This window comes from Mesorhizobium sp. M0119 (assembly GCF_040322615.1).
GTDB lineage: Bacteria > Pseudomonadota > Alphaproteobacteria > Rhizobiales > Rhizobiaceae > Mesorhizobium.
The window spans coordinates 173,670-199,378 of sequence record NZ_JAMYTU010000001.1 but is presented as its reverse complement, the minus strand read 5'-3'; the positions used below and the strand labels follow the sequence as shown (position 1 = coordinate 199,378).

The window sequence follows — 25,709 nt, the reverse complement described above, 5'->3', positions numbered from 1 at the left end:
GACAGCGCCCACTCCCTACCGAAAGACGGCTACCGCACTCCCGGGTGAAAACCCGAGAGCCGATCCTACAACAATTTGCATCGCCTCGCCGCACTTCGATGCTTACGACTATGCGATGGCGACGAGCTCCCTGGCATCAAGGTCGACAGGTATCTCGCCATTCATGATGGCAACCAGAACCCGAGCCCTTCCGGCTGGATCGAGCCGGTCAAGGCGACCGATCATTTCCGCGAAAGGGCCGGAAAGGATCCGAACCGAAGCACCGGCTGCGAGGCCGCCGCTGAAATCGAGCAGGCCGTGCCTGCCGGTCAACGCAATGAAGCGCTCTACCAGACCGGAGGGGACAGGCAAAGGCCGGTCGGCCTGCATGACCAGGGAACGCACACCGAACGTTCCGTTGATCGAGCGCCAACGTTGCAACGCGATGTCGATGGCGATGAACATATAACCGGGGAAATAAGCCGCAACTCGTGTTTCGAGCCGCCGGGCATGACGCACGGTTTTCTCGCAGCGAGGCACAAAGGGCTGGAATCCCTGGATCCGGAGATGCCGCTCGGCGACATGCTCCTTCCCGGGAAAGACGCTGGCCGCGTACCAGCGAGTTGCCGGCGCGGCCGTCGGCTCAGGCGACAGGGTTGTTGCCTTGCTCGTTGTTTTTTCCGCGCTACTCACGTGTCTTCCTTCGGCGGTCGGCGGCATGATCTCAGGTCAACGGTTACGACAGTGTCTGGATACCAGCAAGCAACCAAGCCACTAGAGTCAAGGCCGTTGGGTTAAGAATTTCCTACACATTGTCCAGAAATTTAGCTGTGCCTAAATAATCATCGAGCCGCTTTCTTTTTCAGCTGGCTGAGATGCTATGTCGAGCAATTTATTTCCATACGTAGGTGCTTGGTTACGCTGGTCGTGACGAATCGCCCGTTGGTTCTGGTACTTAGTCCGTCGACTTGAAGCTAATGTGACGGATGGCGTCGCGCACAAGCCTGCCGCCAGCGAGAAAGATCCTGCACGGCCACACCAACTACGGCGAAAAACCATTGTCGCGCAGAACAGGTTACCATCGAGTCATGGGGTTCAGGCAACAACATGGTGACAGCGATGCAACGTGCAGTTCTGTTCTGACTTCAGTTCCGCTCGACCGGCTTCACGACCGCTTCAGCAGCGACCAGACAGCCGGCACCAGGCTCGCGGCCAGCGCAACCTTGATCAGATCACCGACGATAAAGGGCAACACCCCGAACTGCCAGGATTTTTCCGGGCCGATCAACAGCGCCAGCCAGGCAAAGCCCATTGCCATCATGACGATCTCGGCCACCAGCATGGCATTGAAGAGCTTGATAGGATGGCGATCCCAGCCACGGTCGGCAGCCCAGCCGACGATCGCCGCCATGACGACGAAGCCGGCTAGATAACCGCCGGTCGAACCGAGCATGTAAGCGATACCGATGCCCTTTTCGGGCGTGCTCTGGAAAACCGGAAGGCCCGATGCGCCCTCAGCCATGTAGAGAAGCAGCGTGGCGACGCCAAGGCGCATGCCGAAGGAGGCAGCGATCAGGAAGACGGCGAGCGTCTGCATCGAGATATCGACCGGTCCGAGCATGACCTTGGTCTTGGCAGACAAGATCAGCAGCAGCGTTCCGGCGATCGCCAGCAAAAGCTGTCCTGCCAGCCGGGCCGCGCCCCTTTCAGGCAAAGCGAGAGAAATGAGCGGACGCATCGTCGTTGCAATTGCCATGGTCTTCCCCGTTCCGGATTGCCGCCGAACGCGGCCTTGCGTTTTCCTATATTGGCTTCCGTGCTATGCGGCAATCGGTTTTGCCCTCGCCCCAGAAAAGGTCGCGACGTTCGCATGGCGCTGAAATTCGATACACGCTTCGATCCTGCCTACGGCCAGGGCGTAGCCGTTGCGCCTGGTATTCAACGCGTCACCGCCAGGAACCCAAGCCCGTTCACCTTTCACGGGACCAACAGCTATATCGTCGGGCACGAGACGCTGGCGGTGATCGATCCCGGACCGGATGACGAGGCACATCTTGGAACACTGCTCGAAGCGATCGGGACCAGGCCGGTCAGCCATATCTTCATCAGCCACACGCATCGCGACCATTCGCCGCTGGCGGCGCGGTTGAAGCAGCATACCGGTGCGGTGGTTCTGGCGGAGGGCCGGCATCGCCCGGCGCGGCCGTTGCGCACCGGCGAGGTCAATCCGCTCGATGCCAGCGCCGACACCGACTTTGTTCCTGATATCGCGCTGCCGGACGATATGGTGATCGACGGCGACGGTTGGGCGATCCGGACGGTGCTGACGCCCGGCCATACCGCCAATCACGCGGCCTTCGCGCTGGAGGGAACCGGCATCCTTTTCTCGGCCGATCACGTCATGGCGTGGGCAACCACGATCGTCGCGCCGCCGGATGGCGCGATGGCCGACTACATGACATCGCTCGATCGGCTGATCGAACGTGACGACCGGCTGCTGCTGCCCGGTCATGGCGGGCCGGTGACCGAGCCGCGCAGCTTCATGCGCGGATTGAAAACGCATCGCAAAATGCGCGAACGGGCAATTCTGGAGCGGATCAACAGCGGCGACCGGACAATCAAGGACATGGTGGACGCGATCTATCGGGACACCGACCCCCGCCTGCATGGCGCAGCCGGCCTGTCGGTGCTTGCCCATCTCGAAGACCTGGTGGCGCGCGGCCTGGTTCACACCGATGGCGCGCCGGCTGTCGACGGCATCTATTCGCCGGCAAAGTAGTACCCTTCCGATATCATTCCGCCGGCGCCACGCCCACCTGGCCGGCGACTTCCTGGTCGAGTTCGGCAAGGAAGTCGGTGATGCGCGCTGCATTGTCGCCAAGGTCGTAGCGGCCGTAACGCGAGGCCGAGCGCATATCGACGATGACCGCATCGCCGTCATCGGTCACGCGGATGGCGACATCGGCGGGAAGGCCAAGCAGGAAGCTCTTGGCTAGCGCATCGACCGTCACGTCGCTTTGCCCTGCTGCCTCTGGAAATGGCGCCGTGAGCTGCCAGCCGCGCCGATCGAGCACGGTTTTGACCGCCTCCAGAACGCGATCGAAAGGCAAGGTGTAGCTGCGTCCGGTAACAAGCGGATAAGCTTCGATTTGCAGGCGCTGCTCGCCGGGCGTCGGCGGCAAAAGCTCGTTCATGTCCTTTGTCCGGGTAGAAATATCGAGCGCCGGCGGGTCGTCAAAATCAGTCGAGATGTCGCGCAGCGGCGGATAGGTCGCCGCCCAATAGGCCGCGACAGCGTAAGGGATGAGCACCAGAAGCGCCAGCAAGGCGCCGGCGGTCAGGTCATGGCCGCCGCGATCGCCGAAATTCCACAGTCGCGCAAAGGCAAACCCGGCAAACAAAAGCGCGACCGCGGCCAGCAACGCGACAATACCAAGCACCCACAGGAATGCCGGCGTCTCGACGAGGTCATATCGGTGGCCGATAAGAACCGTCAGCAGCAGGACCGCCGAAAAAGTGCCGGTGCGCCGCGACCAACCGGCAGCCCTCGACGTTTGTCGCTCGGGAATTCCCGTCATTGTTTTCCGCGCTGCCCCAACCCGAACAAAGGCATAATGCCTTTCAGCGGCGGCTTGAAGGCGCAAAGACGCCGCATCTCCGGTCAATCCGTCGGCAGGCGATAGTCCCGGAACTGCTGGCGCAAGGTAATCTTCTGGATCTTGCCGGCAGCGGTGTGCGGGATTTCGCCGACAAAGGCGACGTCGTCCGGCATCCACCACTTCGCCACCTTGCCGTCCATGAAAGCGAGGATGTCCGTCTTGGTCGGCTCCCTGCCCGGCTTACGCACAACCACGAGCAAAGGCCGCTCGCCCCATTTCGAATGCGGAATGCCGATGGCGGCGGCCTCCGCCACATCGGGATGGCCGACCGCCAGGTTCTCGAGCTCGATGGTCGAGATCCATTCACCGCCCGACTTGATCACGTCCTTGGCGCGGTCGGTGATCTGCATATAGCCGCCGGGGTCGATATGCGCGACGTCACCGGTATCGAACCAGCCCTGTTCATCGAACTGCTCGGATCCGATGCCGCCATAATAGGCGCGCGCGACGGCCGGCCCGCGGACCTTGAGCCTGCCGAAGGTCTTGCCGTCCCATGGCAGTTCGTTGCCGGCGTCGTCCGTCACCTTCATTTCGATGCCGAACGGCGTAAAGCCCTGCTTCTGCTGGACGTCGAGGCGGGCCTCGCCCTTCAGCCCGGCACAGTTCGGCTTCAGGGTGCACAGCGTGCCAAGCGGCGACATCTCGGTCATGCCCCAGGCGTGGACGACCTGGACATCGTAATTGTCCTGGAACTTCGTCGTAAGCGCGCGTGGACAGGAGGAGCCGCCGATGACGACTTTCTGCAGATAGGGTAATTTCTTGCCGGTCTCTTCCAGATGCTGGAGGAGCATCATCCACACCGTCGGCACGGCGGCGCTGAAGGTCACCTTCTCGATGTCGAGCAGCTCGTAGAGCGAAGCGCCATCCATCTTGCAACCGGGCATGACCAGCTTGGCGCCGATCATCGGCGCGCTCTGGGCAAGGCCCCAGGCGTTGGCGTGAAACATCGGCACGACCGGCAGTATTGTATCGCGCGACGATAGGCCCATGGCGTCGGGCATCGCGGCGATCATGGCGTGCAGCACGTTCGAACGATGGCTGTAGAGGACGCCTTTCGGGTCGCCCGTCGTGCCCGAGGTGTAGCACATGCCAGCGGCGGTGTTTTCGTCGAATGTCTTCCAGGTGAAGTTGCCGTCGGCTTCAGCGAGCCATTCTTCGTAGGCAACGACATTGGGCAGCGCAGTCTCCGGCAAATGCGCCTTGTCGGTCAGCACGATAACCTGCTTCAGCGACTTGACCGCGCCGGCGATCTTTTCAAGCAGCGGCAGGAAGGTCAGGTCGACGAAGATCGCCTTATCCCCGGCATTGTTCATGATCCAGGTGATCTGCTCGGGAAAGAGCCGCGGGTTGAGCGTGTGATAGATCGCGCCGACACCCATGATGCCGTACCAGACCTCGATGTGGCGCGCGGTGTTCCAGGCCAGGGTCGCGATGCGGTCGCCAAGCGCGAAACCGTCACGCTCGAGCCGCTCGGCAACCTTCAGGGCACGATTATGGATTTCGGCATATGTGCTGCGCACGATCGGCCCCTCGATCGAGCGCGACACGATCTCGCGGCTGCCGTGCTGCCTTTCGGCGTTGTCGATCAGCTTGTGGCAAAGCAGCGGCCATTCCTGCATCAGCCCGAGCATCTTGTTCCTCCCGTTATTTTTTTCGCCATTGTGGGACGAACCGGCGGATTGTCCAGCCAGGACTGGGGCTGGAGCGGTGCATGGAGCGAAATGAGGCGGAATTCGCCACAATCCGGCCATGCTCGGCGTTAACGTTGATTAACGGGCGGGGCGCGATTGGCGAATGAAAGAGGTTCGCATGGACCCGCAGTTCGACGACAAAGCCCTCGAAAATACGCTTGCCGAAAGTCTGGCCGATCTGGTGGCAGCCGATGTCGCGCAGGCCGATCTGGTGCCCGACGCCAAAACCGTTTCCGAAGATGAATTCGTCGAGGTCGTCGGTGGCGCCCTCGAGGCGGTCGGCGGCACGCTCTTGTTCAAGATGTGCGTCGAGAACGAGGGCGAAAGCCAGCACGTCGCTGCCGCCTGCGTCGGCGACGGCGGCAATCGCCAGTTCCTGCTGCTCACCTTGCCGGCCACCGGTGGTGCGCTGAAGGTTGAGACCACCTCGAAAAGCACCAACCCGGTGGCCGGCATTGCCGCCGCCTATGCCGGGCTGATGGACGCATTCCAGGCCGCGGCCTGATTTCCAGGCGGGATACCGGAGGAGAGCGCAAGACTGCCGCCTGCGGGCGACACCCGCCTGGTGGCAGGCAGCTCTTGCGCAAGGCTCTTGCCAGACACATCTTGGGTTGAGGCAAGGAGATCCGACATGGACCAGATCGCAAACCCGGCACCAGGCTTTCAGCGCAATCCGGGCAAGGTCATCACCGTCGAGCCTTACAAGGGTACCGTAACGGTGCGCGCCGGCGATGTCGTCATCGCTTCGTCCAGCAAGGTCAAAGTGCTGACCGAATCGCCCTACCCTCCGGTTTTCTACATTCCGTTCGGCGACATCGACTTCAAACAGCTTGGCAAGACCGAACACTCGACCCATTGCCCCTACAAGGGCGATGCCAGCTATTGGAGCGTGCTGCCCGCCGGCGATGCAGGCAGGGATGCGATGTGGGCCTATGAGCGGCCGTTCGACGAGATGGCCGATATCCGCGATCACGGCGCGTTCTATCCAAACAAGGTGACCATCGAGGCCACGCTCGACTGATCAGTCGGTGGTGCCTTCATCGCCGACGCCGTCGGCATCGTCGAGACGCACGAAGGTGAGGCCCTTGGCCTTCAGCGCCAGAAGTCCCTGCACCACGCCTTCGCCGGCGGCATGGGTCGGCTGGTTGATGTGGGCGATGATGACGTCGCCGTCCTTTGCTGCGGCAATGCGCCGGGCGGTCTCTTTTGCACCGAGCAATGAGCCGCCATCGCCGTTGACAGAGAATCCCGCGATCTTGAAGCCAAGCTTGCGTATCATCGCGATTGCCGACGGGCTGTATTCGGCGGTTGCGCCGCGAAACCATTTCGGCGCCGGTTCGCCGGTCACGGCAAGAGCGGCAGCACCCGATTTGACCTCGGCCAGCACGGCCTCCGGGCTGCCGGCACTGCGAATGCCGTAGATCTTTTGCGGAGTGTCGACAGCCGGGACGTGGCGGCCGCCATGGTTTTCCAATTCAAACAGTTCGGGATGCGCCCGCATGATCTCGACGGCGGCGGCGTTGTGCCTCAGCCAGACGCCGGTGACGAAAATGGTGGCGGGAATCTTGTTTTCCACCAGCGCCGAGAGAATCCGTGTGTCGGTCCTTCCGCCGCACGCATCGAGCGTCAGCGCGACGCGGCCGCTGCCCACCTCGGCCTTGATGTGCAGCGTCGGTGCGATGAGCAACTGGGCGTTGCCAGGAGAGACAGCCCACAGCGATATCGCAACGGCGCAAAAATACTTTTGGAACAGGCGCATCGATTATTTCCAGGTCGGCCGGATCAAAGTTGAAGCGGCGACCCCAAGACCGGCATCAAGGCGGAAATCGGGACGATGCCCCTGCAAAAGCGTCGGCAGCGGCAATTTGACCGCCGGCCTGACCTTTGGCAAGCGCGAGGTCACAATGCGTGCTCCACGTCCTTAACCGTACGTGAAAGGATCGCGCGGTTCCTATCCGCGACCCTCCTTCGCAGCCTGCACCGCCGCTTGCGCGGCGGCCAGCCTAGCGATCGGCACCCGGTAGGGCGAGCACGAGACGTAGTCGAGGCCGACCTTTTCGCAGAAATGGATCGAGGCCGGGTCGCCGCCATGCTCGCCGCAAATACCGAGCTTGATGTCGTGCCGCGTCGCCCTGCCCTTTTCGGCCGCCATCCGCACCAGCTCGCCGACACCCTCTATGTCGAGCGACACGAACGGATCCTGCTCGATGATGCCTTTCTGGCGATAGGTCTCGAGGAACGAGGCCGCATCGTCGCGTGAAATGCCGAAAGTGGTCTGGGTCAGATCGTTGGTGCCGAAGGAGAAGAATTCGGCCGCCTCGGCGATGACGTGGGCGCGGATCGCGGCACGCGGCAGTTCAATCATCGTGCCGGTCAGGTACTCGATCTTGACGCCGGTCTCCTCCATCACGCTTTTGGCGACCGCATCGATGCGTGCCTTGACGAAGGTGAGCTCCTTCACCAGCCCGACCAGCGGTACCATGATCTCCGGGACCACCAGCGCGCCGGCCTTCCTGCCGGCCTCCACGGCCGCCTCGAAGATGGCTCGTGCCTGCATCTCGGCGATTTCGGGATAGGAGACGGCAAGCCGGCAGCCGCGATGGCCCAACATCGGATTAAACTCGTGCAGCGCTTCGGTGCGCCGCCTGAGCTTGTCCGGCGACACGTCCATGGCGGCGGCGACCTCGGCCACCTCCTCTTCGGTCTTGGGCAGGAATTCGTGCAGCGGCGGATCGAGCAGGCGGATCGTCACCGGCAGCCCGGCCATGATCTCGAACAGTTCGAGGAAATCCGAGCGCTGCATCGGCAACAGCTTGGCCAGCGCCGTTCGCCGGTCCTTTTCCGTATCGGCCAGGATCATCTCGCGCATGGCAACGATGCGGTCGCCGTCGAAGAACATGTGCTCGGTGCGGCAAAGGCCGATGCCTTCGGCGCCGAAGGACCGCGCCATGCGCGCATCCAGCGGCGTCTCGGCATTGGTTCGCACCTTCATGCGGCGCGCGCCGTCGGCCCATTCCATGATGGCGGCGAAATCGCCCGAGAGTTCCGGCTGCAGCATCGGTACGGCGCCTTTCAGCACCTGGCCGTTGCCGCCGTCGATGGTGATGATCTCGCCCTTGCGGAAGGTCGCTCCCATCGCCATCAGCGTGCCGGCCTTGTAGTCGACGCGCAGCGAGCCTGCGCCCGAAACGCAAGGCTTGCCCATGCCGCGCGCCACAACGGCGGCGTGGCTGGTCATGCCGCCGCGCGTCGTCAGGATGCCTTCGGCTGCATGCATGCCATGGATGTCTTCGGGGCTGGTCTCGATGCGCACCAGGATCGCCTTGCGGCCTTGTGTCTTGGCCTCCTCGGCGTCGTTCGAGGAAAACACGATTTCGCCGGTGGCAGCACCTGGAGAGGCCGGCAGGCCAACGCCGATGATGTCGCGCGCCGCCTTCGGATCAATCGTCGGATGCAGCAATTGGTCGAGCGATGCCGGATCAATGCGGGCGACGGCCTCCTCCTTTGAAATCAGCCCGTCCCTGGCCATGTCGACGGCAATCTTCAGCGCTGCCTTGGCGGTGCGCTTGCCCGACCTGGTCTGCAGCATCCACAATTTGCCGCGCTCGATGGTGAATTCGAGATCCTGCATCTCGCGGTAGTGCTTTTCCAGGCGGTCGGAGATGCTGACGAAAGCCTGGAAGGCGTCAGGCATCAGCTTCTGCAGCGACGGCTTGTCGGAACCGGCGGCAATGCGCGCCGCCTCGGTGATGTTCTGCGGCGTACGAATTCCGGCAACGACATCCTCGCCCTGGGCGTTGACCAGGAACTCGCCATAAAGCTGCTTTTCGCCGGTCGACGGATTGCGGGTGAAGGCAACGCCGGTGGCCGAGGTGTCGCCCATATTGCCGAAGACCATGGCCTGGACATTGACTGCCGTGCCCCAGCTTTCGGGAATGTCGTGCAGGCGCCGATAGGTGATCGCGCGGTTGTTCATCCAGCTGGAAAACACCGCGCCGATGGCGCCCCAGAGCTGCTCGTGCGGATCCTGCGGAAACGGCTTGCCGAGCTCCTCCTCGACCTTGGCCTTGTAGAGCGCGATTACCCCTTGCCATTCGATGGCTGTCAGCTCGGTGTCGAGCTCATGGCCGAGCCCGCCCTTCTGGTCTTCGAGGATTTCCTCGAACACCTCGTGGTCGAGGCCCATGACGACATCGGAATACATCTGGATGAAACGCCGGTAGCTGTCATAGGCAAAGCGCGGATCGCCTGAATCGGCGGCCAGCGCCTCGACCGTCTCATCGTTGAGGCCAAGATTGAGCACGGTGTCCATCATGCCGGGCATGGAAGCGCGGCCACCGGAACGCACCGATACCAAAAGCAATTTCGAGGGATCGCCGAAACGGCGCCCGGTCAGCCGGCCGATATGGTCGAGGGCGACCGCAACATCCGTCTCCAGTGAGGCCGGATAGGTGTGGCCGTTGGCGTAATAGGCGTTGCAGACTTCGGTGGTGATGGTGAAGCCCGGCGGCACCGGCAGGCCCAGGCTGCACATTTCGGCAAGGTTGGCACCCTTGCCGCCGAGCAGATTGCGGTCGCCGGCACGGCCTTCCGCGGCGCCGTCGCCAAAGGTGTAGACCCATTTGGTCATGCTTGCTCCCCGGTTGCAGGAGATTGGAAAGGTTGGCAAATCGAGCGATATGATGCTGCAGTGCGAAAGGCAAGGCATCGACCAAGCCGGCCGGCCTCTACAATCGATTAAGGAAAAGCTCCGCCGAAAAGACTTGCTTTTTGGAAAGCTTTGCTGTAGAACATAACGAGAACAAAAGGGCAGAACGATGAGAATGGCCGGAAAGCTCGATTATCTGGAAATGCCGGCGACAGGCGGAACGCTGGACAGCGTGAAGGCTTTCTACAGCGCGGCCTTCTCATGGTCGTTCACCGATTACGGGCCGACCTATTCAGCCTTTGCCGAAGGGCTGGACGGCGGTTTTCAGGCGGATGGCCAAGATGCGCCGGCCAAGCCGCTGCCGGTGCTCTATTCCGAAAGGCTGGAGGAAACATTGAGCGCCGTCGAGAATGCCGGCGGGACCATCGTCAAGCCGATCTTTTCATTCCCCGGCGGCAGGCGGTTCCATTTCGTCGATCCGGCCGGCAATGAAATGGCGGTGTGGGGTGAATAGATCCGTTCAAAGTAGCGATTGTAAAACTGGCGGGTCGGTCGTGCATAGTCGATATGTCGGCATTGAGCTTTCTCGCGGCTCGTCCTATAAGGCCGCGCGCACAGCGGGCACGCTCCGGCTGTTGGGGCGTCGCCAAGTGGTAAGGCATCGGTTTTTGGTACCGACATTCCCAGGTTCGAATCCTGGCGCCCCAGCCAAACTGGATGCCCTGTGGACGATCGCTCCGGTGGCATCGATCGGCGCCGATGCAGCTGCCGATTCAGCAAGTAAGTCAAAAGGTTGCCGGAAGTTTCGCGAACTTCGCCGCGATCCCATTCGCAGTTCGACAGCACTAAATTCAGGAGCCGTTTTTTCTCGTTCGCGGCCTGTTTCGCAAATAGTCGGCTGGCATCACGGGCCAGTTCCAGGAGCCGCGGGCCGTGCTCCATGTATGATTCTTGCGCCTCGCTGTGCCGCTCGATCTCGCGTAGCAGTCGCGTCTGTTCCACTCGCCATTGCGCCGACATGCGATCATAGAAAGCATTGTCGATACGAAGGCCGTCTTCGAGTCGCTTGAACTGCGCCTGACACCGCAGGATCGCCTGTTCATGGAGCGGACGTCGCCCCGCCTATGCGGCTTGCTCACTCTAGCGTCGGGGCGGTCCGCAGACCGTTGAATCGAAATCGCTACGAAGCCCACGGGCAGACCTTAGCCTCCTGCGCTGAGCATTTCGATGATTGTTAAATCCAAAGAATCACCACAGGACGGTGGCCGTCGAGCGAGTTTTCAGCAGCCCATTTCCGCAGCCTATTAATGTGCAACTTGGGAAGCTGCCGACATCAATTCCTCGGGATTCAGCGCTCTGAAGGTGTTGAGGCCATCCTCCAGAACTTCAGTGAAGTTCCAGCGTACGATGCCCGCCCGGTCGATTAGGAACTGACCGACAAGCTGCGCCTGGCTGGAAGCCATCGCCTGCTGATCGGCTTCCGTAATCTCATATCCTTCCTTCTTGTTAAGAAATTCATTCATTGCCATGACGTCCATAGGCTCGGGCAACTCGCCCGGGAGATGGAACGGTATCGCCATGACCGTGTCCATCCCGACCTCGCGCAAGCCGAAAGCACGGTGCGAGGCTCGCTCCGGGTCGGATGCGGCGAGAAGATCGGGTGCCGGGTGGTAACGGAAATAGAGCCGCGCCCGCTCGACCGGCGTATTGACCACAGCCAGGCATTCGACGCCTTTCTCACGCAGGGCCGGCTTGAGTTGCGCCATCGCCGCGACATGGCGCCGGCAGAACGGACAGTGCAGGCCTCGGAACAAACCGATCAACAACGGGCTACGGCCTCGAAAATCATCGAGCGCGATCTTGCCTTCGCGTGAGATCGCATTGAGCACAACATTCGGTGCCCGGTCGCCCGGCTGCAGCGGGCGGTCAACACTACTCGTGGACATGGACAACCTCCTCGCCCCGGGGTCAGTCAGGGAAAGCAGCACACCCAGCGTTTCGGAGGCGATCAAGTGCTGGGGCGAAAGCTTCCTGTGCCAAGGCAATAGCTTTCGACCTCTGCCATATTGCCGAGGTCGAGATTACGCGCGTTGCCTATCATAACACGAAAAAGCATCTGCGGGTGCCGCCAAATGTGGTGAATTACCTTACGCGAGCGCACTCCCGAATGCTCTTGCGCTGAAGGTCAGGTTCCCGACCTCGATTTGGAGGTTCAAGTCTGCAACGCCCAAGGTCGTCAACGGGTCAGAACCGGACGATAAGCGAAGGTCCGCTCCTGAAACGCGTCGGGAATGTCTGGAAATGGCGCAACAACGATGTCCAAGGTGGTCGCCGGCAACGTCCGCTATCGAGCAACAGCGAAGATCACCTCTACGGCCGACATGAGGCGCATAGCCGCCGTTCGCACGTAGAACTATAGGGTGGCTCTCGTGCTGACGTTCACGACCGGCGAGGCACCCGCGAGCCAGAAGGTCGATGCCTCCTCAAATTTTTCCTAAGACCGAATCTAATGTCCCAAATTGTTCCCCGCTGGCGCCGGCTGGCGAGCTTTTTAAGCTCAGGCTAAGCTATGATAAGGGGGTGATTAGTAGGGCGAGTTGACTGCAAGAAGAGGGGGAAACGTTTGAGCCGCATTTTGGTAACGGTCATCGCAGCAATCTGCTTCACAATATCGACTGCTTCAGCCGGGCAGGGAGAGCAGCAAAACATCAATTACCTGGCACGTATGGCAGATGGCAAATTGCATCGGGCTGCAGCAATTTCAGGTAACATCTATGGCGTGTTGAAAAGGTGCCCGGCGCTGAGACCAAGCAAAAGTGGAAAAGCCATGATGGCTGTCTCCATCCTTTTGTACGACGGGCTAGATAAACATTTGGCGCCTAATCCGGCTAAATTCGAGAGGGCTCTCCGCGTGTTTGAAGGCGCTTACCGTAAGGCTGCTCTGAGTAAGGTTGATTGCCAGGCCGCGAAGGCCAAGGACCCAGATAGTTACCGGTAGATGTCTGCCTTGGGGCCAATCCATATGGCGGGAATTATTATGGCCGTAGCCAAGAACGGCCAGGAGCGCGTAACCTACGCTTGGATGTACCGTGTGCAGGCGCGCAAGAATTACCAAGAATTACAAGAATTACGGTGACAGTGCACTCTTACCAAGACGCCCAGCTCCCTGTCACCGACGTCCTGACTTTCGATGCCCCTGGCTGAGGCGATCGGCAAAGCCCGTCAAACCACAAATGAGGCGTAAGCGCCTCGCGGATCGCCTATGGATTTGGGCTTGACGTTTTCCGGAATCTCCAGGGCATGAGTTCCTCGATCTGGGTCTGCGGATGGCCGTTGATGATGGCGTCGAGGGTTTCGGCGAGGTAGGCGACCGGGTTGACGTCGTTGAGCCTGCAGGTGGCCACGATGGAGGCGAGCAGCGCCCAGTTGTCGAACGTAGTGCTGTGCTGCGATTGTCCACAGTGTCCCAGGAGCCTCTTAGGAACCCATGGTTCCAACGATCCGTTGCTGCCCCCACCCCAACTTTCAAAATTGTGGTAAAGTCTCGACGTTGTTATTGGCTTTGAGCGAGCGGTGTGAGGGCGCTGGAGGGTACCATGCACTTCATTAAGGTCCTGGTTGGCTCAGCAATATTGACAGCATCGGGGGCAGCGTTTGCGGCAGAGGAGGTGTCTGTCGAGAGAGGACGGCTGGTTTCCATCATCGGCAGCTGTCACGACTGCCATACTGACGGCTACAGGGAAGCCGAAGGCGCACTCGACCCCACCAAGGCATTGAGAGGGAAAGCAATAGGTTGGCGGGGGCCGTGGGGCACAACCTATGCAAACAATCTGAGATGGAGCGTGCAAGACCTTAGCGAAGACGGGTATGTAAACTACATCAAGACACTTCGCACATTGCCGCCGATGCCTTGGTACAACGTTCGCGTCATGCCGGAGAGCGACATTCGGTCATTCTATCGATATGTGAAGTCGCTCGGTGATCCCGGCGCCTTCGTCCCGAGAACGGTGAGACCGGGGGAAGAGCCAAGGACGCCCTTCGTCACGCTGGAGCCACCGCAAATGCCGAAACCTTGTTCACGCGACCTGGACTGCGGCGTGGGCGAAGTTTGCTCGGCCGCACCAGTCCGCCAATGCGTTAAGAAGTAGGCACCCTGGGCAGCGGCCCTCTTAAGACAGCCGACCCCAATTACGCGGTAGGGCGAAACAGTAGCGAACGCCGCCCTCGGGCCAGACGTGAAGTCAGACCGTCAATGATAAAACTTAGGAATGAGGCAGGCGGCGAAGAAATAATGCGCTGTCACCGTAATTTCCCCGTGCCGCTGGGAGACGCAGAATCAAGCGTGCAGATAAGCAACCAACTAAAGGCCGAGTTCGACGAGGCTGGAGTTATATGGTAAAGCCGTCAGCGGTCGGTCCACCAACCGCTGGCGCGAGCGGCATCGAAGCACACTTTGCTAGGGTGGGTGCCTTTGAGTGCGGCTTTCAGAGCGGCAACGCCACGATTGTACTCTTTAGTTTTGTCATGCTTCCTATCCTCAATAAGAAAGTCGCCAAAACGTCTGTCGTTATAGATCGATTGAGAGCAAAACAAATAAGCCGCCATCTGATATCCATGATCGAAGGCAACCGAGTTGGCGTGGGCGGCGGTTGGAACGAACGAGTTTGCGCAAATCACCATTGCCGCGACCGGCATCATGCGAATGCAAGATAATTTCATTGTTGTTGGCTCTCTCCCAAGACGCAACGAACTTGCCGAAGTTTTTGCCTTGGTGCAAGACAGTCATGAATCGTCCTCGATGGAGCTCGTGCTCCACTTCTGTGCAAGCAGTCGCAGATCTTAACCGGCCATGGCGTCGATAGCTGGTGGAACTGGCAAGACGCGCCGGATGAGGCAAATCAATTCGAACGCCGGAGGCCCTGCCTCTGCAGAGTTTCCGGGTTTTGAGTTTTATTGGTGCGGCGTGCTCGCAGAGCCCAGGAAAAGACCGGTGAAGTTCGCAACACGTTGAATTCTCGGCGACACGCAGAGGTTACAGCCCGCCTGTATGCACCCGCAATGGCTCAGATTTGTCTGGGTACGGTCTACTCGGCGCCTGGAGAAGGCGAAGATTCCCGGATCGAGGCGCTTAGGTCACTGCGCCAGGGCGGAGCGATCAGATTCGTGTCATACCTTCAGAGGCAAGACACTCGCAATTTGGGGGAACAGATGAAGGAAGAGAACGACGTTGAGAAGCTGGTGCGCACGCTGCGTGCTCGAGCACCTGATGACGCGGCGGTATTGCTGGCCCGAGAGTCTCCCGAGTTCATTCGGGACACACTAAAGTTGTTGCCGGACCGGCACGCCCGTAAGGTGGCGGAGCATTTGCCGCCGCATATGCGGCCTATTAAGCCTCATGGCGATGGCAAGGACCTCGCGATCCCCGAGTCGCTCGTCGAGCTGATGGACCCGATTCCCGCCAGCGTTCCTGTCGGCACGACGGTAGCCGCCGCAGTGGAGGCCGTCAGACGCACCCAGGTGCCGACCGAGCTCACTTATCTCTACGTCACGGAGGGGGGCGATAAGCTGGTTGGCCTGGTGGTCCTGCGCGATCTGATGCTGAGCGAACCGGACGCAATGGTCGATCAGATCATGCTGCCCAGGCCGTTCGCCCTTAACGTCGATCTCTCTTTGAGCGACGCATGCAAGGCGGCGGTACGCCGTCACTACCCTGTCTATCCCCTGGTGGACGCGGAGAACCGGCTGCTCGGGCAGGTCCGCGGCTGGCGGCTGTTCGAGCAGCAAATCATCGAGATTTCTGCCCAGTCTGGCCAGATGGTGGGTGTCCAGAAGGAGGAGCGTTCTTTTACGCCGCTGTTTTCAGCCTTCCTGAAGCGTCATCCGTGGCTGCAGCTCAACCTGCTGACGGCCTTCATGGCCGCTTTCGTGGTCAGCTCGTTCACGGGTACGATCGAGAAGATTGTCGCCCTGGCAGCGTTCCTCCCGGTCTTGGCCGGGCAGAGCGGAAATACCGGCTGCCAGGCACTGGCTATGACGCTGCGTGGCCTCGCCCTGGGCGATGTGGACAAACGACCGAAGCTGCACCTGGTGATGAGGGAGGGCGCGCTCGGGATCGCCAACGGCGTGCTCGTCGGCCTTGTGGCGGCTGCGGCCATGTGGTTCTACGCCTCGCGGCAACCGGAGTCGGCAGCCCAGGCACCCATGCTGGCACTTGTGATCCTGCTCGCCATGTCCGGATCGTGCCTCATGTCCGGCATCTCCGGCGTGCTGATCCCATTGGGCCTGCGGCGGGTCGGCGCCGATCCGGCCGTCGCTTCGGCGATCTTTCTCACCACCGTCACCGATATCGTAGGCATGGGCCTGATGCTGGGGCTAGCCACCATGCTCGTGCTGTAGTTTGGGGGCGCCCTGGTGAGTTGGGGTTCCCATATGCTAACCTCGTCGGCGCTCACCGAGATAACAAAGGCCAGGCCGCAATCGCGCGGGCAACGCCACGGAAGACCTTTGGATGAGCCATATGTGAGAGCTTGATGCGTCAGGCGGTGACCAGACATGCGCAGAACCGCGCAAACAATATTAATCTTGTCGGCTGCGCTATCCGCCACTGGTGATGATTTGAGTTAGTTGGCAATGGTGCCGAATACTTCAATTATGTACAACAACGCTGATAAGATATTTGGCCAACCGGCGTATCCGAAGCACGAATAAGCCCGATAGTTTGTTGCGCGGCTGCAACAGCTGTTGAAAACTCGGACGATTTCGTCAAAGTTCAGTCGCCTTTTTTCTAGTAGTCGTGCTAGTCCTTCGCACTGGTCGGGTTTGGGGTGGTTCTCGGCATGCAATCTTCGTTTCGAATGATCGTCGGCTGCGCTGCGGCGCTGCTTTGTACCGGCGTATTGCCGGCCGGCGCGCAGGGTCTTTTTTCGGCCTATGACGATGCGTTTTCGGCCCGCATCGCCAGTCCGGCCGACAACGGAACGCTCGCCCAGTTTGTCACGGTCGCCGTCAACGCCGGCCAGTACGATCAGGCGATCTCCTCAATCGAGCAGTATCTGATCAAATATCCCCGCGATGCACGCGCCCGGCTGGCGGCCAGCCGGTTGTACTATCATTTCGGCTCTTATGAATTGGCTCGGCGGCAGGTGCAGTACGGCATCGAAGTCGGCGGCCTGACCGCAGGTGAGCAGCAGGAAGCTGTTCGCCTGCTCGCCCGCATCGAGCGCGCGTTGCGTGGCGTCACCTGGGAACTCGCCCTGACCGGCGGCGTGTTCAGCGCATTTACCGATTTTGAGCCCGGCGGGGCGCAAGACGACGACAGCTTCGTCTCGCCCTATGGGCGGGCGGAAGGCTTTGTCCGATGGGACCTCGGCACGCCAAGTGCCGACGCTCTCGTTCTTTCAGGGTCATTGACGGCGACACAGCGCTTTTTCACGCCAGACCTGTCGGTTCCGGGTGGCAAGGAGACCTTTATCCACGGCAACGCAGCGATCACCTGGGACAAGGGATTACCCAATAGTGGGATCGATTCGCTGCGCCTGCTGCTTTCCGCCTTCACAGTTACGGATCGCTTCGACAGCGATATCCAGGAAACCGGCGTCGGCGTCAGTGGGCGCTTTCTTGTGCGCCCGACGGTCGAGACGACGCTCTTCGCCGGTGGCGGCTACATCGATCTAAGCGCCTCGCAAGGCATTTTCGCCGATAGCAGGGTTTTCTATGAGGCAGGCGGCAGCTACCGCTTCCGCAATGGCCAGGCGCTCGGACTGCGCTTTGTCGGCTCGAATGACTTCGCCTCCGGATCTGAAATCGGCCGCAGCTACACGGGCGAGGTCCGCTATGGTGGCCTGTTGATGAACGTACCGGATCTTTTCGCATGGTCGCACCAGGTCGCCTTCTCGGCCGGCCATAGCGACGCTCCCGACCTGTCCGTCGGCATCGGCACAAGTATCAAGAGCGACTTCTGGCGCATTGCCTCGGAAAGCGATTTTCAGCTGACGGAGGCGCAGAAGATCAGCGTCGATCTCGCCTATCGCGAAACCAACTTCGACATCGCCAACCGCGACCGAAAATCGTTCGAAATGCTCATGAGCTATACGTTGACGCTCAATTGAAAGAGGCCGCGATGAGGACCCCGTACCGTCAGATCGCCATTTTTATCGGCTGCCTTGCCTTTGCGGCACCATCCGCCGCTGAGACTGTCGGGTCGATGACGGCCTACCAGACCAACATCGTCCGCAACAACGGCGGGACAATGGACGTCGGTGCCGGCGTCGAACTCGGCGACCAGCTGCGCAGCGATCCCACTGGTCTTGGAATGCTGGTGTTCCGGGACGAATCGAGCGCCAAGATTGGTCCGAACACCAGCCTGACGATCGATGAATTCGTCTACAATCCGGGCTCCGGATCGGGAAAGATCGACATCGGGATGAACAACGGCCTGGCCCGTTTCTATGGCGGTCAGGTTTCGAAAGGTGGCGTCATGCAGGTTGCGACGCCGCATATGGTGCTCGGGGCCAGAGGCGGCATCATCGAAGTGCTGGTGGCAGCCGGCCAGACCGTGGGCATTCTGCGCGCGGGCCGCATGACCTGCACGATCAATGGCAAACGGCTGGTCATCACAAACCCGGGCTACGCCTGCACATCGGAAGATGGCAAGCTGCTGACCGGCTACGGCGGAATCGACACCTTCCCGATATTGGACAGCATCGACCGGATAGCCGGCACCGGCCTGCCAGGTGCACCGGGTCCGGGATTGGACGTAAGCGCGATTTGTGCGTCGGCACTCGGCGGCTCGCTCAAAGTCTGCGACTCCACCGACGGCGCATTGCCGGGAGTGGTCATGGAGTTCCCCGACAGCCCAACGCCACCTGTGGGCGGCGGCGTGGATGAGGGTGGGTGTGAGGGTGAGGGTGAGGGTTGCTGCTACTACTGCAATTAAGCCCGGCGGCACGACATGAGCCTCTTGGCCGGGTCGAGCTGGGCTGATTGGCGGCAAGCTGCCAGGCGCAAAATATCCGGTCTTGTGGTCGTGTTCCTGCTGCTCGCTTGCCATTTAGCTTTCGACAGTCCGCTGTCGCGGCTGCGCGAACGCACGTACGACTTCTACCAGTTTCTCGCCCCGCGCCAGGCGACGAGCAATCCTGTCGTGATTGTCTCGATAGACGACGCCAGCCTCAAGGCACATGGGCGATGGCCCTGGAACCGGGGCCTCTTGGCCGATCTGGTCGATGGCATCACCGAATCCGGCGCCGCGGTGATCGGGCTTGCGCTGGTGCTGCCCGAGGCCGACACCTCGCCTGAGGGCATCGCCGGAGACAAGCGCCTGGCAGCGGCACTGGCGAAAAATCGAACGGCGCTTGCCGTCAGCCTGGGCAATGAGGCGACGGTTTCAGAAGCAGAGCCCAAAGCCGGCTGGTCGATCGTCGGGCAAGTACCCGACACACTTCCGGGCTTCACTGGCCTGACCGGCTCGCTTGCCGAATTCTCGAACGCCGCCGCGGGCCTCGGCGTAATTCGCACCTTGCCCGATCCCGACGGCGTACTGCGCCATGTGCCGCTGCTCTGGCTTCGCAATACCGCTCAAGGCGTGCAGCTCTGGCCGTCCTTCGCGCTCGAGCTCCTGCGCCTTTATGCCGGGCAGGACGGCTACATAGCCCGCCTGAATGCCGCGGGGTTCGACGCACTCAGGATGGCTGGCGCCATTGTGCCGCTCGAGCCCGAGGGGAGCATCCGCCTCTGGGAAACCGCCACCGATACGCCCCGCATATCTGCCGGCACTATCCTTTCGGGCCACAGTGATCCGCGGCTGCGGGACGCCATCGCCATTGTCGATCTGTCGGCCGTGGGACTGACGCAGTATCTACCCACCCCGACGCGTCCAGCGCGACCAGGCGCGGACATCCACGCCGATGCAATCGGCCAGTTGCTTGCCGGGCGCTATCTTGCCGAGCCAACGCACGCGCGTACGCTCGAGCGGCTCTGGTTTGTCCTCAGTGCCGTCGTTTTCATCGGTCTTTCCGGAGTGCTCGCCGGGCGCGTCGTGCTTGGCGCCCTCGCCCTGGCGCTGCTGGCCGTCACGCCGTTCGTGTTCGGCGCTCTCGAATACAGTCTGCAGGGTGCACTCTATGACCCGCTGCAGCCGGCGCTTGCGACGATCCTGGTTGCGAGCTTCGAAGGTTATGTCCTCTACAGGCGTAGCGAGCAGCGCCGGTCCACTCTGGCACGGCAGTTCTCCCAATACCTGTCGCCTTCCGTGGTGCAGCGCCTCGCAAGCTCGGATACTGAAGCGATCCTGTCTGGCGAGAAGCGCGAGATCACAATTCTGCTCAGCGACATACGCGGCTTCACGACGATGAGCGAACGACTCGATACCCAAGAAATTGCAAAGGTGGTCAACCACTTCCTCGGCATTGCGACCGACGAGATCCTCAAGCGCGACGGCACCATCGACAAGTTCATGGGCGATGCGGTGCTCGCCTTCTGGAACGCGCCGCTCGATCAGCCGGATCATCGCGAGCGCGCGCTCGACGCGGGGCTTGCCCTTATCGAACGGGTGAAGCGCGAAGACGCCGCCTTCACCGCGGATGGCCACCCCTCCATCCAAATCGGCGTCGCCATCGAGACGGGCATCTGCTCGGTAGGCAATTTCGGCTCCGAACGGCGCTTCGATTACACCGCGATCGGTTCGCCGGTGAACCGCACGGCACGGCTCGAGTCGACGACCAAGAAGCTGGGCATCCCCCTGGTGCTTGGCCCCGGCTTTGCGGAAGGAGCATCGATGCCGGTCGTCCAGGCGGGCGCCTTTGAGCTCCAGGGTTTCAAGGGTGAGGTGCCGGTTTTCACCATTCCGGAGCTGCACAAAGGCGTGAGCCGCGAGAAATCGGTTCAGCATGGCGAGCAATCTGACGGCCCAGCAGTGGCGGATGGTTCACCGCTGTCCCCAAAGACAGCTCCTCCTGATCTTGCACCCCGAACTCGAAACATCGGGTGATCGGATCGGAGGAGCAGGTCGCTGCTGGAAGCGTCGTTTGTCCTGTCGACGCCAAGCCGGCGAGCGGAGCGGCGGCGATGTCGGCGATGGCAAGTTTACTGCAGCCGCAAAGCCTCGTTGCGAGCATAGTCAACAAACCGACACGGCCGGCCCCGAACAGAACGACGTTGCCGCCGCACATATCGCCGGCCCGCGCAGTGGCTGCAGGCTGGCCGCCAGCGGGTCGGTAAGCGCCGCCGCCCTGGCGGCCCAAGGGTCAGACCACAGGCAGAACAACCAAGTTCGACGTCGATTCCTCGTCGATGAAAATGCCGCCTAAAACCCGACGCTAGCCAGACCCGAACTGATCAATTCTACGCTTCGTGGGTTGGGAAATGGCCCGAATTTGTTTCTGATTTTCTGGCTGGCGACATCAGCATCCTTCATCCGAAGCTGGCCGAACAGTTCGCGGGCCTCGTCCTTGAGGCCGAGATGCGCCAATGCGGCGCCGCAGTAGCGGAGTGTCGGGGGATACGAAATCTCGTGCCCCCCCGGTTCAAGCGCGAGCGCGCGACGCCCCTCGCGGGCGGCCGCTTCGAAATCGCCCGACATCGCTTCGATCATGCACAGTGAGGTCGCGAAGCAATATCGGAACGTCACGTTCTTTCCAAGTACCTCTGCCTTCCTTGCTGCCGTCTTGGCCGCTGAATAATTGCCAGTATAGAAGTTTAGCATAGACAATGCATCGTAATACATGACGCTTTGTGTGCCCGTCTGCCTTGCTTTTTCCAAATATTCTCCAGCAGTAGCAAAATCTTGCAGGAGGAACGCGTGTACGTGGGCGCATAATGACAGGGCTGCGCCATTAAACGGATCAAGGTCCATAGCCACGCGCATGTCGTCCTTGCACTCTTCGATCGTAAGGCGATAGTCGTAGGCATGCGAGCGGTCGAAGAGAAATACAGCCTGATAGGCGCGCCAAGCATGAAAGATGCCCTGGCGGCTGAGTGCATTTGCTTCGGTCAGAGTTGCGCGGCTGGCCCTGACATTGGATGGGCTTAGGCTGAACATCTGCGCTGTAGCCGTCAAAAGCCGTTTTCGGCTGATATGGGAATCGTCCATGGCGTCGAGCGAGAGAATGTTCCGGTGCAAGAGACGGTCAACACAATTGGTCGCGAAGGTCTGAAGATCCCGCTCCAGTGCCAGCGTCTTGCCGCCAAGCTTTACCACCGTACTCATGCTGACCATAACATCGCGGTTGGTCGAACCGACACACATAATGGCAACCGCCAAAGTATCGTAGGCGCTCTCCGTCTTGATCAGCAGATCCAAATCCGGCGCATCGGCAGCATTTCGCGGCCCGTTGCGAGCGGGATCCGGAACGGAAACGCGAAAGCAGCCCGTTTCCTCCAGGCCAGAGATGACTGCCTGCCGAAAGAGTTCAGGCAAGATCATGGCGCCGACCGCACCGTTGTGCCACGCGTCCAAGCCGATGCTCACGACCAGACGCCTGTCGGGCTGAGCGCCACTGTGTCGGGTCTCGTCTGCCCCTGGACTGGCCACTGCCGGCGCGGCCGTTTGCAACTGACTTCGCCGCTCGCGCAGCCATTCCTCGAACCCTTCCTCCCCAGCAATGTCGAGGCCTTCAAGAAGCGTTCCGTTCGTCTTAGCACTTTGACCTTCATGCAGTGCGTCGACGTCACAGCAGTGGAGTCGAAGGCAGACGGTCTCGCGGTCAATATGAAGCAGATCGGCCATGTCCCCCGCAAGCAGCGCGCGCAGCGATGATAGCTCGCGCCGAAGGCTGTTTTGGGCCTCCGTTTTCTCGCATCGCCCCCACAGAATGTCCTGCAGCGAGGCGCGGGAGCGCTCCCCGTTCCGGGAAAACGCAAGAATTGCAAGCAAAGCACGTGCCTTCTTGCTTGGCACGGCAATCTGGTGGCCGTGCAAATCTTCAAGTCGAAAGATGCCCCGCAGCGTAAGCCGCGCGATCAGTTGCATGGCCATTTCCAGCCTACCGTCGAAAACCCCGGCCATCTCCATAGCATAGGCCGCAAAAGAATACACGATCTCACCCGGCCGAGCGTTTAGTGATGGTCTTTTCACGCATTTTTCACGCAACAACGACGGAAATTCGGACGGTTTTCGGACGCGGGCATGGTCATTACCCGCGTCGGCAGCGCACTGAAATGAAAAACCTTGCTTGCGCTACCAAGATGGAGGCTAAAAAAATGTTAGATCAATTTGATCCGATCTTGTTCTGGAGCAAGGCTTCGCTCGAAGCGCAACGCCAGGACTATACGTTCGGCGATGGAACGGGCATCGACGAAGCCAAAAAAGGCCGAACAAAACTTGAGCCCAAAGTGGGCGGGCCGACGCGTGCGTCTCGCGCGCTGGCAATCGTACATATCGCTATGTACGACGCCCTGCTCATGGCCGATCCGGCCTCATTCCACAATAGCCATAATCGGTTTGCTCGGCTGGCCGCATATCAGCCCATGCTCCCTGCCGCGCCTGCCGTGATCAGCCGTGAAGCCGCTGTCGCCGGAGCTGCGTCTGTGACGATCCGGCTGTTGTTCGAAGACGCCATCGTTGAGCAGCTCGTTACGGAATACCGACTGCATCTTTATGAAATGGGCCAGTCGGCGCAGGCGATCGAAACCGGGCTCGAGTATGGCGCTGCCATCGGCCGGATGCTCGCGGACGCTCGGTCAGTCGACGGTTCGGGACCACGGGATAGGCAATACCGCGCCTTCGGCCTGCCAGGAACCTTCAGCCCTGACCCTTATTCGCCGCTGGGCACCACAGTGCTGGGTGCGACATGGGGTTTCGATGTTACCCCCTTCGCCACATACCCCGACGGCACGATAGGTTTTGTCGGGCCAAGCGAGGCCCTTGGAGAGCAGCCGCCGCAGCCGGGCCAGACGGAGCCGCTGGGCTCGTTTCTTGAAGCAATGAACTGGCCGGCGGATCGGGACCTGGTCGCCGGCAAAGGCGCTGCTCCAGGGACCGGCCGGTTGACACGGACAGCCGAGGAAACGCTCATCGGAACCTTCTGGGCCTATGACGGGGTCCGCGGGATTGGCTTGCCGCCGCGCCTCTACAATCAATGCCTTCACGCGATCGCGGAGCAGGCGAACTTCTCCACTGAGGCATTGGCCGTTCTGCTGGCCATCTGCAACCTGGGAATGGCCGATGCCGGCATTGCCGCGTGGCGCGAAAAATTCACCTATCATGTCGCACGGCCGGCAACCTTGCTTCGCACCAACGAGGCCGGATTCAGGGAGGATACCGCGTCCGTGCCGACCTTCGATCAGGCCAGGCTCACAATGCCTCCCGGAGGGGCCGGCAAACCGGATTATACCTCCATCAAGACATGGCTCGAATTGTTGCCCGACACACCTTCGCTGGTCGATTCGGATGCGCACTGGGCCCCCCTCGGGGCGCCGCAGACCAATTCCGTTCCACGTGGCGGCGATGGTCCGAAGTCACGAACGCCGCAGTTTCCGGCCTATCCGTCGGGGCACGCGACCTTCGGTTCGACCTGCTTCGGGCTTGCAAGCGAACTGCTTGAAGCGCTGGGGCACGGCAAGGATATTGTCTTTGCCTTCGTATCCGATGAGTATGATGGTCGCGCCATCGACCCGGACGGTTCCGTACGTCCCCGCCACGCCCGCCAAATGACGCTTGCCCAGGCAATCCATGAGAATGCCGTCAGCCGTCTTTATCTCGGCGTGCATTGGCAGATCGACGCTGTCGAAGGTGTGCGTCTTGGCCGCAACCTGATCGACGTCATGAAGTCCAACCCCGTTGGGCCTCTGCACGCGATCGTCCCCGATGGATCTTTCGGGCCTGGGCTCGCCGCCAAAGCAAAGGAGATGATGTAATGAACAACTTTCGCACGCATATGGCGAACCAACTCAGTTCCAGCCGCTGTGAAGATCCAGCTCGGCCGATCAGGCCAGGCTCGCCCGAGACAATAATCGTCGAACTCAATGAGGACAGACTCTCGATCAGCGACACGCATCTGTTCGACTTCCCGGACAGCAAGCATGGGCTGTTTGCCGCCAATAATCGCATTCAGGCGCGCAAGGTCAAACAGGTCGGTGACGACACTGTCTTCGACATGCTCGAAAAAATCGCCCAGCCCGACGCCAAGCCATTTCTAGTCCTCGCAGGCCGGCCGCATGACTGCCGCCTAAGCATCGGGCCCGACGGGATTCTCCGATTGCGCGCCTACGGCACTGATGACGGAAACGGACGCTCGAACTGCGGCGGATGGATATTCGATGCCATTCAATCGTCTTCTGTCTGATATTCCGCAAATCAATGGACGCCATCGGTCGCGATGGCGTCCAGACTCGAAACTGATCACTCTGTGGGAGAAATAAAATGGACAATTATCCTGTATGGGGACTTTTGCTCGCTTTCAACGGGGCGACTATATTTCTTCTTCGCTCCGTATTCACCAGCATTGACTATAAATCGATTCTATTAGAGAAGAATATCACGGACGACAACGGCGTAGCTCCTGTCGAGAGCTACAGTCGTGTGGCCGGCATGCTTGGGGCATCCTTGATGGTTACGTTGTTCTGGGGCGCGAGCAACGTAGTCCTCTACTTTGCGATCGTGCGGCCCGAACAGGTTTCTGGAATCGTCACCAGTGTCGGGAATTTTCTTTTCTATGGCGCATCGCTCTTTCTTCCATATGCGGCCAACCAACTGAAGGCAATGTTCCAGAAGCCGGCATGACGATCGCTTGCAGA

Annotated in this window: 22 protein-coding genes and 1 tRNA gene; 13 read left to right on the top strand and 10 right to left on the bottom strand. The window is 60.6% G+C overall.

The annotated features are described in order from the left end of the window. Positions 1-108: 108 nt before the first annotated feature. Both nusG and NKJ40_RS00945 read right to left on the bottom strand, forming a co-directional pair. Positions 109-699 (bottom strand): transcription termination/antitermination protein NusG, encoded by a 591-nt coding sequence (gene nusG / locus NKJ40_RS00950; protein WP_352464011.1) that lies wholly within the window; start codon positions 697-699, stop codon positions 109-111. A gap of 445 nt (positions 700-1,144) precedes the next feature. Next, on the bottom strand, positions 1,145-1,735 hold the full coding sequence (locus NKJ40_RS00945) for a biotin transporter BioY (RefSeq protein ID WP_352464010.1): 591 nt from the start codon (positions 1,733-1,735) through the stop codon (positions 1,145-1,147). A 114-nt stretch (positions 1,736-1,849) separates the two neighbouring features. On the opposite strand from NKJ40_RS00945, the gene NKJ40_RS00940 reads away from it, so the two are divergent. Then, positions 1,850-2,758 carry an MBL fold metallo-hydrolase gene (locus NKJ40_RS00940; RefSeq protein WP_352464009.1) on the top strand — a complete coding sequence of 303 codons (909 nt, stop codon included), beginning with the start codon at positions 1,850-1,852 and terminating at the stop codon, positions 2,756-2,758. A gap of 13 nt (positions 2,759-2,771) precedes the next feature. Here the strand turns inward: NKJ40_RS00940 and NKJ40_RS00935 are convergent, their stop codons facing one another. After that, positions 2,772-3,557 carry a DUF1499 domain-containing protein gene (locus NKJ40_RS00935; RefSeq protein WP_352464008.1) on the bottom strand — a complete coding sequence of 262 codons (786 nt, stop codon included), beginning with the start codon at positions 3,555-3,557 and terminating at the stop codon, positions 2,772-2,774. 83 nt (positions 3,558-3,640) lie between these two features. Continuing rightward, a complete protein-coding gene (locus NKJ40_RS00930) occupies positions 3,641-5,269 on the bottom strand; it encodes a fatty-acid--CoA ligase (RefSeq protein ID WP_352464007.1) in 1,629 nt (542 codons plus the stop codon). Positions 5,270-5,447: 178 nt separating this feature from the next. Here NKJ40_RS00930 and NKJ40_RS00925 point away from each other — a divergent pair, with 178 nt between their 5' ends. After that, positions 5,448-5,834 (top strand): hypothetical protein, encoded by a 387-nt coding sequence (locus NKJ40_RS00925; protein ID WP_352464006.1) that lies wholly within the window; start codon positions 5,448-5,450, stop codon positions 5,832-5,834. A 126-nt stretch (positions 5,835-5,960) separates the two neighbouring features. Then, entirely contained in the window at positions 5,961-6,350 is a 390-nt protein-coding gene (locus NKJ40_RS00920) for a DUF427 domain-containing protein (protein ID WP_352464005.1), read from the top strand. Here NKJ40_RS00920 and NKJ40_RS00915 read toward each other — a convergent pair whose 3' ends face one another. Further along, entirely contained in the window at positions 6,351-7,088 is a 738-nt protein-coding gene (locus NKJ40_RS00915; RefSeq protein ID WP_352464004.1) for a polysaccharide deacetylase family protein, read from the bottom strand. It abuts the gene before it with no gap. Positions 7,089-7,280: 192 nt separating this feature from the next. After that, positions 7,281-9,959, bottom strand: coding sequence for a pyruvate, phosphate dikinase (gene ppdK / locus NKJ40_RS00910; RefSeq protein ID WP_352464003.1), 2,679 nt, complete (start codon positions 9,957-9,959; stop codon positions 7,281-7,283). Between the two features lie 187 nt (positions 9,960-10,146). On the opposite strand from ppdK, the gene NKJ40_RS00905 reads away from it, so the two are divergent. Beyond that, on the top strand, positions 10,147-10,491 hold the full coding sequence (locus NKJ40_RS00905; protein WP_352464002.1) for a VOC family protein: 345 nt from the start codon (positions 10,147-10,149) through the stop codon (positions 10,489-10,491). A 122-nt stretch (positions 10,492-10,613) separates the two neighbouring features. After that, positions 10,614-10,688 (top strand) — tRNA-Gln (locus NKJ40_RS00900). A gap of 593 nt (positions 10,689-11,281) precedes the next feature. Here NKJ40_RS00900 and NKJ40_RS00895 read toward each other — a convergent pair. Beyond that, on the bottom strand, positions 11,282-11,923 hold the full coding sequence (locus NKJ40_RS00895; protein WP_287319684.1) for a peroxiredoxin-like family protein: 642 nt from the start codon (positions 11,921-11,923) through the stop codon (positions 11,282-11,284). Positions 11,924-12,600: 677 nt separating this feature from the next. On the opposite strand from NKJ40_RS00895, the gene NKJ40_RS00890 reads away from it, so the two are divergent. Next, positions 12,601-12,975 (top strand): hypothetical protein, encoded by a 375-nt coding sequence (locus NKJ40_RS00890; protein WP_352464001.1) that lies wholly within the window; start codon positions 12,601-12,603, stop codon positions 12,973-12,975. 262 nt (positions 12,976-13,237) lie between these two features. Here NKJ40_RS00890 and NKJ40_RS00885 read toward each other — a convergent pair whose 3' ends face one another. Next, positions 13,238-13,381, bottom strand: coding sequence for a transposase domain-containing protein (locus tag NKJ40_RS00885; RefSeq protein WP_301942484.1), 144 nt, complete (start codon positions 13,379-13,381; stop codon positions 13,238-13,240). 1,000 nt (positions 13,382-14,381) lie between these two features. Continuing rightward, on the bottom strand, positions 14,382-14,696 hold the full coding sequence (locus tag NKJ40_RS00880; RefSeq protein ID WP_352464000.1) for a hypothetical protein: 315 nt from the start codon (positions 14,694-14,696) through the stop codon (positions 14,382-14,384). A gap of 489 nt (positions 14,697-15,185) precedes the next feature. Here NKJ40_RS00880 and NKJ40_RS00875 point away from each other — a divergent pair, with 489 nt between their 5' ends. The 4 genes from NKJ40_RS00875 to NKJ40_RS00860 all read left to right on the top strand — a co-directional run bounded on the left by NKJ40_RS00875 (position 15,186) and on the right by NKJ40_RS00860 (position 20,964). After that, a complete protein-coding gene (locus tag NKJ40_RS00875) occupies positions 15,186-16,373 on the top strand; it encodes a magnesium transporter (protein ID WP_352463999.1) in 1,188 nt (395 codons plus the stop codon). A 440-nt stretch (positions 16,374-16,813) separates the two neighbouring features. Further along, the gene (locus NKJ40_RS00870) at positions 16,814-18,085 is read left to right on the top strand and encodes a tetratricopeptide repeat protein (protein WP_352463998.1); all 1,272 of its coding nucleotides are present in this window, start codon (positions 16,814-16,816) and stop codon (positions 18,083-18,085) included. Next, positions 18,082-18,912 (top strand): FecR family protein, encoded by an 831-nt coding sequence (locus NKJ40_RS00865; RefSeq protein ID WP_352463997.1) that lies wholly within the window; start codon positions 18,082-18,084, stop codon positions 18,910-18,912. Before NKJ40_RS00870 ends, NKJ40_RS00865 begins: the two co-directional genes overlap by 4 nt. 90 nt (positions 18,913-19,002) lie before the next feature. After that, entirely contained in the window at positions 19,003-20,964 is a 1,962-nt protein-coding gene (locus tag NKJ40_RS00860; protein ID WP_352463996.1) for a CHASE2 domain-containing protein, read from the top strand. Between the two features lie 315 nt (positions 20,965-21,279). On the opposite strand, the gene NKJ40_RS00855 is transcribed toward NKJ40_RS00860, so the two are convergent. Further along, positions 21,280-22,944, bottom strand: coding sequence for an AfsR/SARP family transcriptional regulator (locus NKJ40_RS00855; protein ID WP_352463995.1), 1,665 nt, complete (start codon positions 22,942-22,944; stop codon positions 21,280-21,282). Between the two features lie 92 nt (positions 22,945-23,036). On the opposite strand from NKJ40_RS00855, the gene NKJ40_RS00850 reads away from it, so the two are divergent. From NKJ40_RS00850 to NKJ40_RS00840, 3 genes are all read left to right on the top strand, one after another. Continuing rightward, the gene (locus NKJ40_RS00850; RefSeq protein WP_352463994.1) at positions 23,037-24,830 is read left to right on the top strand and encodes a vanadium-dependent haloperoxidase; all 1,794 of its coding nucleotides are present in this window, start codon (positions 23,037-23,039) and stop codon (positions 24,828-24,830) included. Next, positions 24,830-25,258 (top strand): hypothetical protein, encoded by a 429-nt coding sequence (locus NKJ40_RS00845; protein ID WP_352463993.1) that lies wholly within the window; start codon positions 24,830-24,832, stop codon positions 25,256-25,258. The genes NKJ40_RS00850 and NKJ40_RS00845 overlap by 1 nt, the downstream gene beginning before the upstream one ends. Before the next feature lie 77 nt (positions 25,259-25,335). Then, a complete protein-coding gene (locus NKJ40_RS00840; protein WP_352463992.1) occupies positions 25,336-25,695 on the top strand; it encodes a hypothetical protein in 360 nt (119 codons plus the stop codon). Positions 25,696-25,709 lie beyond the last annotated feature (14 nt).

What these genes read in the sequence shown, in the direction of transcription:
- nusG (WP_352464011.1), bottom strand. Translation starts at nt 699, where the DNA reads ATGCCGCCGACCGCCGAAGGAAGACACGTGAGTAGCGCGGAAAAAACA.
- NKJ40_RS00945 (WP_352464010.1), bottom strand. Translation starts at nt 1,735, where the DNA reads ATGGCAATTGCAACGACGATGCGTCCGCTCATTTCTCTCGCTTTGCCT.
- NKJ40_RS00940 (WP_352464009.1), top strand. Translation starts at nt 1,850, where the DNA reads ATGGCGCTGAAATTCGATACACGCTTCGATCCTGCCTACGGCCAGGGC.
- NKJ40_RS00935 (WP_352464008.1), bottom strand. Translation starts at nt 3,557, where the DNA reads ATGACGGGAATTCCCGAGCGACAAACGTCGAGGGCTGCCGGTTGGTCG.
- NKJ40_RS00930 (WP_352464007.1), bottom strand. Translation starts at nt 5,269, where the DNA reads ATGCTCGGGCTGATGCAGGAATGGCCGCTGCTTTGCCACAAGCTGATC.
- NKJ40_RS00925 (WP_352464006.1), top strand. Translation starts at nt 5,448, where the DNA reads ATGGACCCGCAGTTCGACGACAAAGCCCTCGAAAATACGCTTGCCGAA.
- NKJ40_RS00920 (WP_352464005.1), top strand. Translation starts at nt 5,961, where the DNA reads ATGGACCAGATCGCAAACCCGGCACCAGGCTTTCAGCGCAATCCGGGC.
- NKJ40_RS00915 (WP_352464004.1), bottom strand. Translation starts at nt 7,088, where the DNA reads ATGCGCCTGTTCCAAAAGTATTTTTGCGCCGTTGCGATATCGCTGTGG.
- ppdK (WP_352464003.1), bottom strand. Translation starts at nt 9,959, where the DNA reads ATGACCAAATGGGTCTACACCTTTGGCGACGGCGCCGCGGAAGGCCGT.
- NKJ40_RS00905 (WP_352464002.1), top strand. Translation starts at nt 10,147, where the DNA reads ATGAGAATGGCCGGAAAGCTCGATTATCTGGAAATGCCGGCGACAGGC.
- NKJ40_RS00895 (WP_287319684.1), bottom strand. Translation starts at nt 11,923, where the DNA reads ATGTCCACGAGTAGTGTTGACCGCCCGCTGCAGCCGGGCGACCGGGCA.
- NKJ40_RS00880 (WP_352464000.1), bottom strand. Translation starts at nt 14,696, where the DNA reads ATGAAATTATCTTGCATTCGCATGATGCCGGTCGCGGCAATGGTGATT.
- NKJ40_RS00875 (WP_352463999.1), top strand. Translation starts at nt 15,186, where the DNA reads ATGAAGGAAGAGAACGACGTTGAGAAGCTGGTGCGCACGCTGCGTGCT.
- NKJ40_RS00870 (WP_352463998.1), top strand. Translation starts at nt 16,814, where the DNA reads ATGCAATCTTCGTTTCGAATGATCGTCGGCTGCGCTGCGGCGCTGCTT.
- NKJ40_RS00855 (WP_352463995.1), bottom strand. Translation starts at nt 22,944, where the DNA reads ATGCAACTGATCGCGCGGCTTACGCTGCGGGGCATCTTTCGACTTGAA.
- NKJ40_RS00850 (WP_352463994.1), top strand. Translation starts at nt 23,037, where the DNA reads ATGGTCTTTTCACGCATTTTTCACGCAACAACGACGGAAATTCGGACG.
- NKJ40_RS00845 (WP_352463993.1), top strand. Translation starts at nt 24,830, where the DNA reads ATGAACAACTTTCGCACGCATATGGCGAACCAACTCAGTTCCAGCCGC.
- NKJ40_RS00840 (WP_352463992.1), top strand. Translation starts at nt 25,336, where the DNA reads ATGGACAATTATCCTGTATGGGGACTTTTGCTCGCTTTCAACGGGGCG.